The sequence below is a fragment of the Saccharopolyspora sp. NPDC047091 genome (assembly GCF_040643635.1).
In the GTDB taxonomy this organism is placed as follows: Bacteria; Actinomycetota; Actinomycetes; order Mycobacteriales; family Pseudonocardiaceae; genus Saccharopolyspora_C.
In genome coordinates this window covers 67,821-80,353 of record NZ_JBEYUS010000021.1, presented here as the reverse complement: position 1 = coordinate 80,353, position 12,533 = coordinate 67,821, and the positions used below count along the sequence as shown (strand labels likewise).

The following is a 12,533-nucleotide window of genomic DNA, read 5'->3' as shown; positions in this document are numbered from 1 at the left end:
GGGACCAACCTGGACGAGCTGCGGCTGCTCGCCCTCGAAGAGCGCATCGCCTCCGAACTCGAACTCGGCGCGCACCGCGCGCAGGCTGGCGATGCTGCACCACCGGCGTGCCGAGTGGAGGGCGGCGGACCGGTTGCTGCACCGGTGCGCCGAGCTGCACGCCCGCAGCGGGGACGCCTACGGCGCGGCCGACACCGCCGACGCCCGGGCCGTGCTGGCGCTGGCGCGCGGCGACGCCTCCGCGGCCCGGTCCTCCGCGCAGCACGCCGAATCCGGTTTCGCCGCCACCGGTTTTCCCCGCAAAGCCGCGCTGGCGCGGTTGCTCGCCGGGCAGGCCGGTGTGCGGACCGGTGCGGTCGCCACCGGGCTCGCCGAGGTGCGCGCCGCGACCGCCCTGCTGCGCGAGCACCGGGCGCAGGACCCGTTCAACGCCGCCCGCGCCCGGCTCGTGCTCGGCGAAGCGCTGGTCGCCGCCGGTGCGGTCCGCGAGGCCGCCGCCGAGCTCGACGCGGGCACCGACGAGATGGACGAACTCGACTCCCCCGTCGGCCGGGCGCTCGCGCACGGCGCGCGCGCCGATCTCGCGGCCGCGCAGGGGGATCCGGCCGACGAACGTCGGCACCTGGCCGCGGCGCTGCGCCTGTTCGAGCACCAGGGCGACGAGGCCGCCGCCGCACCGCTGCGCGACCGCCTCACCGGTCCCAGCGGTCCAGCCTGACCCGCACCGGGTGCCGCAGCCGCAGCCGCGCCAGCTCCGCGGCGGTCAGCGCCACCCCGGACGGGAACCGGTGCCCGATGCGCCAGCCCGCGTAGAGCACCGCGTCCGGGAGGGCTTCGGCCGCGTTGCCGGTGCTCAACCACCCGTGCAAGAACGCGGCGAACAGCGAGTCCCCGGCGCTGGAGGTGTTGCACACTCCCAGCGGCGCCACCGCTTCCGCACGCACCAGTCTGCCGTCGCGCAACCCCAGCACGCAGCCCAGCGGACCGCGCCCCACCGCCGCGACCAGGCAGCCCGGGTAGCGGTCGAAGATCCGCGCGAGCCAGCGCTCCGCGCTGCACGGCAACCGCTCGTGCGAGCAGAACACGATGTCGGCGACCTCCAGCCACGGCCCGTAGTAGTCGTCCTCCACGTCGGCGATCACGTTGACGTCCACCGCGATCGGCACCCCGTGCAGCACCGCCGCGGCCAGCAGCGGGCGGGTGAACGGCGTGCTCGTCAGCACGGCCAGGTCAGCACCGCGCACCGCCTCGGTGAACACCTCCTCCGGGTACTGCACGGCGGCGATCTGCGTCGAGTGCGACAGCACCGCCCGCCGCCCGTCCGGGCCCACCAGCACCGCGGCTTCGGCGGACACCCCGCAGTCCACCACGCCCCGACCGTCCAGTCCGTGCTCGCGCAGCCGCCAGCGGATCAGGGAGCCGATGGCGTCCCGGCCCGCCACCGTGCACAGCTCCACCTCGTCGCCCAGCGCCCGCAGGATCGTCGAGATGTGCCCCGCCGCCCCGCCCAGCCCGCTCACGAGCCAGCGCGGGCGCCAGCCGCTCGCGGCGGTGTCCACGGCCGGCTCCCCGACCCCGACGTTCACGCCCCAGCTCGCCACTCCGGCGACCACGATCCGGTTCCCCATCGGATGCTCCCTCCCCGTCGCTGCGAGTGACCGCACCACCCGCTGCACCCCACGGTGCGGGGACGGGATGGAACGGCCGCTGGAGCAGCGGGAGGTACGCCCGCTGGACGGTGAACCGGACCGCCGTATGGATGCTTGCGCCGAATGAACGCTTCCCCGCGGCGGATCGGGTGCTTCACTGAACGCTGCGCGGTACTCAAAGGGGGAACTGAATGGAGTTCCGATTATTGGGCCCGGTCGAGGTGCGTGCCGATTCCGGTGAGCTGGTCGAGCTGCGGCCCGGGCTGCTGGGGATCCTCGTCGTGCTGCTGCTCAACCCCGGCAAGGCGCTTTCGCAGCGCGGCGTCGTCGACAAGGTGTGGGGCGAGCACCCGCCGTCGATGGAGTCGCTGTACCGCTACATCTCGACGCTGCGCGCCGAGGTCCGGGGCAACGGGGTGCACTGGCCACGCGCCAAACCCGGGTTCTGGCGGCTCGACGTGACCCCGGAGCTGGTGGACTACCACCGGTTCCGGCACCACTTGGACCGGGCGCGGCAGTCGAGCGGCACCGAGCTGGAGGAGCACTGCCGCCGCGCGCTGGGTGAGTGCGGCCCCGAACTGCTGGCCGGGGTGGACGGCCCGGGACTGCACCGGATCCGCACCCAGCTGGAACGGGACCGCATCGCGGGCGTGCAGTTGCTGGCGGGCGCCCTGCTCGATTCCGGACAGGTGTCGGCCGCGCTCAACGAGCTGGACTGGGTGCCGTCGGACCACGAGCTGGACGAGGACATCGTGGCCCTGCGGATGCGGGCGCTCGCCGCCGCGGGCCAGCGGCGCAGGCTGCGGGACTACGTGGTGGAGGTGTCCGCCACCTACCGGGAGGAGGGCACGGACCTGCCCACCCGGCTCCGCTCGCTGCACACCTCGCTGCTGCAGCAGGACGATCCGATCGTGCGGCCGCGCGCGGCGGGCGCCGAGCGCGAGGCGCAGTGGACGCTCGCGGGCGGGCTGACCAAACGCGGCCTGCCGAGCGGTGCGCTGTCCAGGACCACCGGACCCGCGGGGAAGTTCGCGCGCCGACCCCGCCAGGACGGTGCCGCGGAAGGGGGTCTGCGGCGCCCGGCGCTGCGGCCCCGCCAGCTGCCCGCCGTGCCGTCGCACCCGATCGGACGAGACCACGCGCTCGCCGACCTGCTGTCCGCAGTGGAGGATTCGCCGGGAGTTCCACCGTGGCTGCTCATCGTGGAAGGCCTTCCGGGAGCGGGGAAGCACACGTTCGCGCTGCAGCTGGCGCACCGGCTGGCAGCTCGCTACCCGGACGGCCAGCTCTACGCGAACCTCCAGGGCCTGGACCGGCACGCGACCGCCGGAGTGCTGCGCGACTTCCTCGCCGCCCTCGACTCCGACGTCCCCGAACGCTCCAATGTGGACTACTTGGCGGCAGAACTTCGCAGTGCACTGGCCGGCCGCAGAGTACTGGTGCTGCTGAGCAACGCGCGCAGCGCCGAGCAGGTGCAACCGCTGCTGCCCGGCCATCCCGGATGCCTCGTGGTGGTCACCAGCAGCCGCAGGCTGGAAAGCCTCGCGCTGCACCACGACGCGCGCCGGATCGAGCTGCCACCGCTACCCCGGGACGACTCGATCGCACTGCTGCACGCCGCGCTGGGACGCCCGGGGAGCACCGGTCCCGCTTTCGAGGCGGAACTGGACGAACTCGCCGCCCTATGCGGAGATCTGCCGCTGGCGCTGCGCATCGCGGGCATCATCGCGAGCAGGCACCCCGCCGCTTCGCTGTCCGAGACCATCGCCGACATCCGGCACCACCGCATCGACGCGCTCGAAGTGGACGGTCGCCTCGCGTTGCGCGCAGCCTTCGCCACCGCGCACGACGACCTCAGCCCGCAGGCCCAGCGGTTGTTCCTGCTGCTGTCGCTCCACCCCGGACCGGTGATCGAGACGTCCGGAGCCGCCGCGCTCAGCGGCCTGCCGCGCACCGAGGCCGGGAAGCTGCTGGACCGGCTGGCGCACCTGCGGCTGCTGGACCAGCCGGACAAGCACGGCTACCGGCTCTCGGACCTGTCACTGGACTACGCGCGGACCTGCGCGGACGAGAAACTGCGCGACACCGAGCGCTACGCGGCCCGGCGCAGGCTGCTCGACCACTTCCTGCACTCCGCGGCGGGCGCCGCGGCGCTGATCACCAAGCAGGCGCGCATCATCGTGCCGGGACCACCGGACAGCGACGCCGAACCGGACCGGCCCGGCGACCGCGACGAGGCGCTGCGCTGGTTCGAGCGCAACCGCGAGAACCTGCTCGGCGCGGTCGACATCGCCGAGCAGCACGGATTTCCCGAGCACGCGTGGCGCCTCGCCTGGGCGAGCACCGACTTCCTGAACCTGCGCAGCCTGCACGAGGACTGGATCCGCAGCCACGTGATCGCCCTGCGGGCGGCACGGCGCACCGAGGCACCGGACGCCGTGGAGATCACCGAGCTGAACCTCGCCAACGGGTACCTGCGGGCGCAGCGCTACGCCGAGGCGCTGGCCCTGCTGTCCGACGCGGGCGATCGGTCCGGCGACCCGTCGCGGGAGGCGTTCCGGCAGAACAGCATCGGCTGGGCCTACACCTGCCTCGGACTTCCCGCGCGAGCGATCCCGCACCACCGGCGGGCGCTGGAGCACTTCCAGGCCCCCGGGGAGCGGTACGGCCGGGCGCATTCGCTGGTCTACCTGTGCTGGGCGTGCAACGGGATCGGTGAACGGCAGCGGGCGTTGGAGCACGGCCTACCCGGGCTGGACCTGTTCGGCGAGCTCGGCGACGATATGGGGCTGGCCGCCGCCCACCACGCGATCGGCGGTGCGCACGCCGCGATGCGGCGGACCGGACCGGCGGTGGAGCACCTCATGCAGGCACAGCACTACTGGGAACGCTGCGGCGACCTGCACCACGTGGCGTGGGTGCTCGCCGACCTGGTGGTGCTGCACCGCGCGACGGGCGAACCCGAGCGGGCGCGCCGGCGCTGGGACCAGGCGAACGCCCGTCTCGACTTCCTCGGCGAGCACCCCGACACCCCGCGGCTGCGCGCCCTGCTCGGCCCGCGCTGATCGCCGGATCAGTCCGCCATGAACTCCTGGATCTCGGCGAGGACGAGGGCGGGGCGTTCGTCGACGATGAAGTGGCCCGCGCCGGGGACCCAGCGCACGTCCATCCGCTCGGCGTGGCGTTCGTAGCCCTCCAGCAGCCGGGGCGAGATCGCCGGATCGCCGGTGCCGAACAGCAGCCGGGTCCGGGTGGTCAGCGTGGCATCCCGGTAGCGGCCGCGGGCCACGGCGGGCAGTTCGCGCAGCAGGAACGTGCGGTACAGCTGCACCGAGGCGCGCGCTCGCGCCGGGTCCCGCCAACGGTCGGCGAACGCGTCCCGCTCGGCGCGGCTCAGCGCCCCGCGCTCGACGGAGCCGAGGATGCCGCGGGACAGGAACGGCGTGCGGCGCACCAGCAGCGCGCCCAGCGGCGACCCCACCACGACCTGGTACCAGAACCGCCACAGGCTCAGCCGCGCCGCGGGCGACCGGGACGGCCACGGGTGCGCGATGTTCAGCGCCAGGAACCGGTCGAACCGCTCCGGCGCGCGCAGGCAGGCGAGGAATCCGGTCCAGCCGCCCCAGTCGTGGCCGACCAGCCGCACCCGGTCGAGCTCCAGCGCGTCCAGCAGCCCGATCAGGTCGGCGGCCAGGTTCTCCTTGTCGTAGCCGCCGGCGGGCGCGTCGGTCCAGCCGTGGCCGCGCAGGTCGGGGGCGATCACCCGGTAGGACCGCGCGAGCTCCGGGATCTGGTGGCGCCACAGGTACCAGTGCTGCGGCCAGCCGTGCAGCAGCACCAGCGGCGGGCCGGAACCCGCTTCCGCCACGTGCACCCGGATTCCGCCGACCTGGACGTACCGGTGCGACACACCGGGCACCTCCAGCGCAGCCGCTTCCACCACCGACGCCACCTCCCCGCGAAGACCACCGGAACCCCACCACACCACGGCGCCGAAACCAACCACGGCGCCGGAATCCGGCGCACCACCCCGCGAGCCCCGGCTGGACCGGTCGGCCCAAGCGGTGCGACCGAACGGAACAGCGCAGGTCGAGCCGGATGCGCGGCATCCGGGCAGGCGGGCGTGATCCGGTTCCGAACCGGTGAACATGGCTCATCCGCGGATCGCGCACCTCCTAGACTCTCCCCCGGCACACCAGGGGAGGAGTCGCACGGGTGGAGTGGCAGTTCGGTCCGTACGTGGTCCAAGGCCTGATCGCTCGCGGCGGCATGGGGGAGATACACCGGGCCCTCGACAGCAGGCACCAGCGGACCGTCGCGCTCAAGCTGATCGCCGAGCGCCACGCCGAGGACGCCGAGTTCCGCCGCCGCTTCCAGCGCGAGGCCCAGGCGACCGCGCGGCTGCGCGATCCGCACGTGATCCCGATCCACTCCTACGGGGAGATCGACGGCCGGCTGTACCTGGACATGCGGCTGGTGGACGGCACCGACCTGGCGACGCACCTGGCGAGCTACGGGCCGCTGGACCCGGACCGGGCGGTGGGCCTGCTGGAGCAGGTGGCGCACGCGCTGGACGCCGCGCACGCCGACGGCCTGGTGCACCGCGACGTGAAGCCGTCGAACGTGCTGGTCGGCAGCACCGGTTTCGCGTACCTGGTGGACTTCGGCATCGCCTACGCCGCGAGCACGGGGACGGCCGCGACCTCCACCGGCATCACCGTCGGCACGCTGGCGTACATGGCGCCGGAGCGGTTCGGCGAAGGGCCCGCGGAGCCGAGCTCGGACGTGTACTCGCTGACCTGCCTGTTCTACGAGTGCCTCACCGGGCGCAAGCCGTTCCAGCGCGAGGCGACCGTCGCGATGATCAGCGCGCACCTGCACGACGACCCGCCGCGGCCGGGAACCACCGCGCCGCACCTGGGTTCCGCGTTCGACGCGGTGATCGCGCGTGGCATGGCGAAGGACCCCGCGCACCGGTTCGACTCGGCGGGCGACCTGGCGCGCGAGGCCGTCGAGGCGCTGTACGCGACGCCGACCGAACCGCGCACCACGACCGTGCGGCAGTCCGAGGAACGGCCGGACCGGAAGTCCCGCGGCAGGTTCGTGCGCGCGGCCCTCGCGACGCTGGGCGTGCTGGCGGTGGCGGGCGCGGCCACCGCGTGGGCGCTGAGCCCGGGCGACGACGGGCAGGCCACTTCCAGTCGGCCGGTCGTCTCGGTGCCCGGCGCGACGATGGCCGCGGACCTCGGGGTGTCGGTGCCGATGAGCACCCCGGTCTGCAACGACTCCTACGCCGTGGTGGTCGGCGCCGCGTTCGAGGCGAACACCGTGCAGCGGCTGCTCGACGAGTTCCCCGGCACCGGCTACCTGCACGTGCCGTCGACCCCGTGCGGCGCCTCGGCGAAGACGAGCCCGAGCGGCAAGGCGATCTACTCCGTCTACTTCGGACCGTTCGCGGATGCGGCGAGCGCCTGCGACCAGCTGGCCGCCGCCCGCGAGAAGGCTGACGACGCGTACGTGAAGAAGCTCAGCGCCACCGGCCTGCCCGCGGTCATCGCCTGCGACTGACCGTCCACATCAGACGAATGCGAACGCGGTGCTCACCAGCAGCACGTGCACCGCGGTACCGCCGAGGATGCTCAGCAGCGCGTTCCCGCGCCACAGGTGCAGGCCGAGCGTCGCCGCCAGCGCCAGCCCCACCGGCGCCAGCTGCGGCACCGTGGTGCCGCGCACCGTGTAGACGGCGAGCACGATCATCACGCCCACCGGCATCCGCTGCCCCAGGTGGTGCACCAGCTCGCTGTCGCGCAACGGGGCCAGCGCCGCGAACGGCAGCGCCCGCACCGCCCACGTGACCGCGGCGCACACCGCCACGACCGCCACCAGGTACGAGGTCTCAGGCACGAGCGCTCCCCTTGCGCGCGACCAGCCGGAGCGCCAGCAGCCCAGCCGTGAACAGGCCGAACGCCACCGGCAACATCTGCTGCGGGAACAGCACCATCGCCACCAGCGCGCACACCAGCGCCAGCACCGGGGTCGGGATCTCGCGCCGCTCCCGGAAGGCGTCCACGGCGAGCACCACGAACAGCGCGGTCAGCGCGAAGTCCAGCCCGGCCAGCTCGAACGGCAGCACCGCGGCCACCAGCGCCCCGGCGGTGGCGCCACCGGCCCAGTACAGCTGGCACAGCACCTGCAGCCACACGATCCGCCCGCCGGTCCAGGACCGCGCCGACTCGCTGGTGCTCGCCGCGTACGCCTCGTCGGTCAGCGCGAACGTGCTGTAGGCCTTGCCGAGCCTGCCGGTGACCCGGTGCAGCGGGAAGGACAGCGCGTAGAACACGTGCCGGAGGTTCACCAGCAGCGCCGTCAGCGCCACCTGCGCCAGCGGCGTCGCCACCAGCACCAGGCCGATCAGCAGGAACTCCAGCGAGCCCGCGTAGATGAACGTGGTGAACACCGACGCCCACCACCACGCCAGCCCGGAGTGCACCACCAGCATCCCGAACGCGATCCCCAGCGGGAACAGCGCCAGCCCCACCGAGCTCGAATCCCGCAGCGCCGCGCGGAAGTCGGCGTGGCGGACGGTCGGCTCGGGTGGCGCGGCAGGGCAGCGTTCGAGGACGGCAGGAGGCGAGGTCATGGCTGCAATCATAGTTTTCTGATCGCGTAATATGGTTGCCGACGAGGGCCGATATTTCGAGATATGAGCAATCAAATGATGATCGACGGCACTGATCACGACATTTTGTTCCACCTGCGCCAGGACGGCCGGCTGACGAACGTGGAGCTCGCCAAGCGCGTCGGGCTCACCCCTGCCCCCTGCCTGCGCCGGGTCAAGCGGCTGGAGGACGACGGGATCATCGCCGGTTACCGGGCGCGCATCGACCCCGCCGCGGTCGGCAGGCGGTTCGAGGTGATGGTGTCGCTGGAGATCAGCATCAACGACCTGCAGACCGTCGAAGAGCTCGAATCCACGATCAGCGAGTACGACGAGGTCGTCGAGTTCCACCGCCTGTTCGGCCGCCCCGACTACCTGATCCGCGTCGCCGTCGAGGACCAGTCCGCGTTCGAGGAGTTCCTCACCGGCAAGCTCATGGCCCTGCGCGCGGTCGCCCGCGTCGACTCGCACCTGATCATGCGGAAGGTGAAGAGCGACGACTGACCGCTACCGGGCGCCCGCGTTCCGCCGCGCGCGCAGGACCTCGGCGGTCCGCTCGCACCAGTCGCGGTGGTCGGCTTCGAAGGAGCGGCCCCGGAGACAGGTCAGGTACGGGCCGATGCGGGCGCCGGTGGCGAGGAAGTCCGCTTCGTCGCGGTCACCGCGCATGGTGCGCAGCAGCCCGTCGAACAGCTCGATCTTCGCCGTCGCCACCGCGGCCCGCTCCACCAGCTGCTCGATCAGCTCGGCCGCGGGCACCGAGTCGGCGGCGGCGACCTTCACCAGCAGGTCGTCCCGGATGAACGAGGGCTTCGACGGGGTGACCGCGAAGCGCCGCAGCTCGGCGGCGCCCTCGTCGGTGACGGTGAACAGGCGCTTGTTCGGCCGCGTCTCCTGGACCACTTCGCGCCCGGCGACCAGCCCGTCGCGCTCCAGCTTCGCCAGTTCCGCGTAGAGCTGCTGCGGCAGCGCGTGCCAGAAGTTGGCCATGCCGACGTCGAACACCTTCGCCAGCTGGTAACCGCTGCGCTCGCCGTCCAGCAGCGCGGCGAGGACCGCGTGTCGCAGCGCCATATCGAACTCCTCCTCGACCGGGAACCCCGCGCCCACTATAGTCAATTTTCTGACTGTTCAGATCGTTGACCAGGAGACCGCGTGCACACCATCGAACGCTTCCGCGACGCCGTCGAACGGCGCGACACCGCCGCGCTGGAGCCGCTGTTCGCGGCCGAGCCCCGGTTCTTCAGCCCGGTCAAGTTCCGGCCGTTCGAAGGCCGCGACCTGGTGCTCGGCGTGTTCGACGTGCTGTTCCGCCGGGTCTTCGAGGAGTTCCGCTACGCGGGCTCCCTGGAGGGCACCGCGGAGACCGCGGCAGGCGCCGACGCCGACTCGCACGTGCTGATCTTCCGGGCCACCGTGGGCGGCAAGGACGTCCACGGCATCGACCTCGTCCAGCTGGACGCGGACGGGCTGATCTCCGAGTTCACCGTGATGGTGCGGCCGCTGAGCGCGGTCAACGCGCTGAGCGAGGCCGTGTTCGCCGGGCTCGTCGCCGAAGGGCTCGTGCCCGCGCCGCAGTGACGGCACTCGCCGCGGTGGGTCCGCGACGCCGGGCCGGGCAGCACCGGGCCGGGGGACGGCCGAGAACTCCGTCCCCCACCGAGCTCACTCGTTCAGGATGCGCTGCAGGAACCGCCGGGTCCGCTCCTCCCGCGGCTCGGCCAGCACCTGATCGCCGCTGCCCCGCTCCACGATCGCGCCGTCGTCCAGGAACAGCACCTGGTCGGCGACCTGCCGGGCGAAGCGGATCTCGTGGGTGACGATCACCGTCGTCCAGCCCGCCGCCGCCAAGTCCTTGATCACCGCCAGCACTTCGCCGACGAGCTCCGGGTCCAGCGCCGAGGTCGGCTCGTCGAACAGCACCACGCGCGGCTCCAGCGCCAGCGCGCGGGCGATGCCGACGCGCTGCTGCTGCCCGCCGGAGAGCTGGAACGGGTAGGTGTCGGCGCGCTCGCCGAGCCCCACCTGCTCCAGCAGCGCCTTCGCGTCGGCGACGGCCTCCTCGCGCGGCCTGCGCTGGGCGACGACCGGGCCCTCGATGACGTTCTCCAGCACCGTGCGGTGCGGGAACAGGTTGTGCGACTGGAAGACCATGCCGCTCTGCGCGCGCAGCCGCGCCGCCTCGCGCCGCCCCGCCTTGCCCGCGGGCAGCCGGGCGAAGTCGACCTCCACGTCGTCGATGCCGATCACCCCGGCGTCCGGGACGTCCAGCGCGTTCAGCGAGCGCAGCACGGTGGTCTTGCCGGAACCGGACGGTCCGACCACGACCGTCGAGGTGCCGCGCGCGGCCTCGAAATCGATGCCGCGCAGCACCTTCCGCTCGTCGAAGGACTTCTCCAGCCCGCGCACCCGGATCCGGGGTTCGGGGTTCTGCTCCGCGGTCTCGGTCATCGCGCCACGTACCTGTCCAGTCGGGTTTCCAGTCGCTTCTGCGCGGCCGAGATCGCCACGCACATGATCCAGTAGTACAGCCCGGCGAAGGCGTACAGGGCGAGGAACTCGTTGCTCTCGGCCGCCGCCAGCTGCGCCTGCCGGAACAGCTCGGTGAGCAGCACCACCGAGCCCAGCGAGGTGTCCTTCAGCAACGACAGCAAGGTGTTCGACAGCGGTGGCACCGCGGTGCGCGTCGCCTGCGGCAGGACGATCCGCCGCAGCGTCTGCCAGTAGCCGAGCCCGATCGTCGCCGAGGCCTCGAACTGCCCCTTCGGCACCGCCAGGATCGCCGAGCGCACCACCTCCGCCGCGTACCCGGCCACGTTGAGGCTGAACGCGATCACCGCCGCGGTGAACGGCGGGAACTTCACGCCCAGCTGCGGCAGCCCGTAGAACACGATGAACAGCTGCAGCAGCAGCGGCGTCCCCCGGATGATCGAGATGAACGCGCGCGCCAGCCCGGACAACACCCGGTACGGCGAGATCCGGGCCAGCGCCACCAGCAGCGCCAGCGCCAGGCCGATCGCGAAGCTCAACGCCGTCAACGGGATCGTCACCTGCACCAGGCCGAGGAACATCGGCCAGGCCGTGCCCGCCACCACCTGCCAGGTGCTGCTGCGCTCGCGGCCGGACAGGTCGGCGTCGCCGCCGTTCGGCACCGAGACGTCCGCCTTGAAGTAGCCGCGGGAGATCTGCGCGAGGGTGCCGTCGGCCTTCAGCTCGCCGATCGCCCGGTTCGCCTGGTCCAGCAGCGCCCGGTCGTCCTTGCGGAAGGTGAGGACCTGCTCGCTGGTCTCGTCGCCCGCGTTCCCGGCGATCTCCACGTCCTTCGACCCGGTGCTGGCCTGGTAGTCGAGCACCGCGATGTTGTCGTTGACGATCGCGTCCACCCGGCCCTGGGTGAGCAGCGCGGCGGCCTGCGCGAAACCTTCGACGGCCTCCACGTTCGCGCCGGCGTCGCGCGCGACCTGCGCCCAGTTGCTGGTGCTGGACTGGGCGGTGGTGCGGCCGCGGATGTCGTCGAGCGTCTTGATGCTCTCGTCGCCGGTGCGGCGCACCACCACGCCGCGGGAGTACGTGTAGGGCTCGGACAGCCCGTACTTGGCGGCGCGCTCCTCGTTGACGGACACCTGGTTGGCGATGACGTCGATGCGGCCCGCGTCCAGCGCCGGGAAGATCGCGTCCCACTGCGTCTCGACGAACTCGATCCGCCATCCGGCGCGGTCCGCGATCGCCTTGATCACGTCGACGTCGTAGCCGGTGAGGTCCTCGCTGCCGGTCTCGTGGAACGAGAACGGCGGATAGGTGCCCTCGGTGCCGACCTTGACCACCGGCCGGTCGTCCGGCGGCGCCTGGGCCGCGCCCGCTTGGGCGGGTGCGACCACCGCCATGAGCAGGAACAGCACCGCGCACTTGAGCGCATGTCGCATCGGCGACTCCCTCACCCTCCACAGTGCCCGGAGTGCGGCACCGTGCAGGGAGCATAGGGCGAATGGCTGGGGCCCCGCTCCATGATCCATTATCCGGGACTCCGCAGGCAGCGACCGGTGCGCTGTGATCGAACGGACAGCCGGTGGCGCGCTGGAGGCCGCCTCCGCCGCCTAAGATCCTCCCGAACAGGTGACGGTGAGGGAATCCGACGGAAGTTCGGAGCGGTCGCGCCACTGTGACCGGGCCACGCGCCCGGGAGCCAGACCCCTCCCGTCGCACCGACCGCTACCCGGGCCGCGCCA

General features: G+C 72.6%; 11 protein-coding genes, 1 pseudogene and 1 riboswitch. Of the genes and pseudogenes, 5 read left to right on the top strand and 7 right to left on the bottom strand.

Features of this window, described 5'->3' with window-relative positions:
* Positions 1–718, top strand: a pseudogene (locus ABZ805_RS12305) (hypothetical protein); the annotation flags it as partial.
* Here ABZ805_RS12305 and ABZ805_RS12300 read toward each other — a convergent pair.
* On the bottom strand, positions 693–1,628 hold the full coding sequence (locus ABZ805_RS12300; protein WP_358438286.1) for a carbohydrate kinase family protein: 936 nt from the start codon (positions 1,626–1,628) through the stop codon (positions 693–695). The pseudogene ABZ805_RS12305 and the gene ABZ805_RS12300 overlap by 26 nt on opposite strands.
* A 212-nt stretch (positions 1,629–1,840) precedes the next feature.
* Here ABZ805_RS12300 and ABZ805_RS12295 point away from each other — a divergent pair, with 212 nt between their 5' ends.
* The gene (locus ABZ805_RS12295) at positions 1,841–4,714 is read left to right on the top strand and encodes a BTAD domain-containing putative transcriptional regulator (RefSeq protein ID WP_358438283.1); all 2,874 of its coding nucleotides are present in this window, start codon (positions 1,841–1,843) and stop codon (positions 4,712–4,714) included.
* Between the two features lie 8 nt (positions 4,715–4,722).
* On the opposite strand, the gene ABZ805_RS12290 is transcribed toward ABZ805_RS12295, so the two are convergent.
* Entirely contained in the window at positions 4,723–5,592 is an 870-nt protein-coding gene (locus ABZ805_RS12290; RefSeq protein WP_358438280.1) for an alpha/beta fold hydrolase, read from the bottom strand.
* Between the two features lie 272 nt (positions 5,593–5,864).
* Here ABZ805_RS12290 and ABZ805_RS12285 point away from each other — a divergent pair, with 272 nt between their 5' ends.
* Positions 5,865–7,217: a serine/threonine-protein kinase gene (locus ABZ805_RS12285; protein ID WP_358438277.1), complete on the top strand. Its 1,353-nt coding sequence runs from the start codon at positions 5,865–5,867 to the stop codon at positions 7,215–7,217.
* Positions 7,218–7,226: 9 nt separating this feature from the next.
* On the opposite strand, the gene ABZ805_RS12280 is transcribed toward ABZ805_RS12285, so the two are convergent.
* Positions 7,227–7,553, bottom strand: a complete 327-nt coding sequence (locus ABZ805_RS12280; RefSeq protein ID WP_358438274.1) for an AzlD domain-containing protein — start codon at positions 7,551–7,553, stop codon at positions 7,227–7,229.
* Complete coding sequence (locus ABZ805_RS12275; RefSeq protein ID WP_358438271.1) at positions 7,546–8,289, bottom strand: AzlC family ABC transporter permease; 744 nt, start codon at positions 8,287–8,289, stop codon at positions 7,546–7,548. Before ABZ805_RS12275 ends, ABZ805_RS12280 begins: the two co-directional genes overlap by 8 nt.
* Positions 8,290–8,352: 63 nt before the next feature.
* Between ABZ805_RS12275 and ABZ805_RS12270 the strand changes: the two genes are divergently transcribed.
* Entirely contained in the window at positions 8,353–8,811 is a 459-nt protein-coding gene (locus tag ABZ805_RS12270) for an Lrp/AsnC family transcriptional regulator (RefSeq protein ID WP_224957517.1), read from the top strand.
* Positions 8,812–8,814: 3 nt separating this feature from the next.
* Here the strand turns inward: ABZ805_RS12270 and ABZ805_RS12265 are convergent, their stop codons facing one another.
* Entirely contained in the window at positions 8,815–9,381 is a 567-nt protein-coding gene (locus tag ABZ805_RS12265) for a PadR family transcriptional regulator (protein ID WP_358438267.1), read from the bottom strand.
* A gap of 81 nt (positions 9,382–9,462) precedes the next feature.
* On the opposite strand from ABZ805_RS12265, the gene ABZ805_RS12260 reads away from it, so the two are divergent.
* Positions 9,463–9,888, top strand: a complete 426-nt coding sequence (locus tag ABZ805_RS12260; RefSeq protein WP_358438264.1) for a nuclear transport factor 2 family protein — start codon at positions 9,463–9,465, stop codon at positions 9,886–9,888.
* Between the two features lie 84 nt (positions 9,889–9,972).
* On the opposite strand, the gene ABZ805_RS12255 is transcribed toward ABZ805_RS12260, so the two are convergent.
* Entirely contained in the window at positions 9,973–10,758 is a 786-nt protein-coding gene (locus tag ABZ805_RS12255) for an amino acid ABC transporter ATP-binding protein (protein WP_358438261.1), read from the bottom strand.
* Positions 10,755–12,230 (bottom strand): ABC transporter substrate-binding protein/permease, encoded by a 1,476-nt coding sequence (locus tag ABZ805_RS12250; RefSeq protein ID WP_358438258.1) that lies wholly within the window; start codon positions 12,228–12,230, stop codon positions 10,755–10,757. Before ABZ805_RS12250 ends, ABZ805_RS12255 begins: the two co-directional genes overlap by 4 nt.
* 200 nt (positions 12,231–12,430) lie before the next feature.
* Positions 12,431–12,497: riboswitch (cobalamin riboswitch) on the top strand.
* The last annotated feature ends 36 nt before the right edge of the window (positions 12,498–12,533 follow it).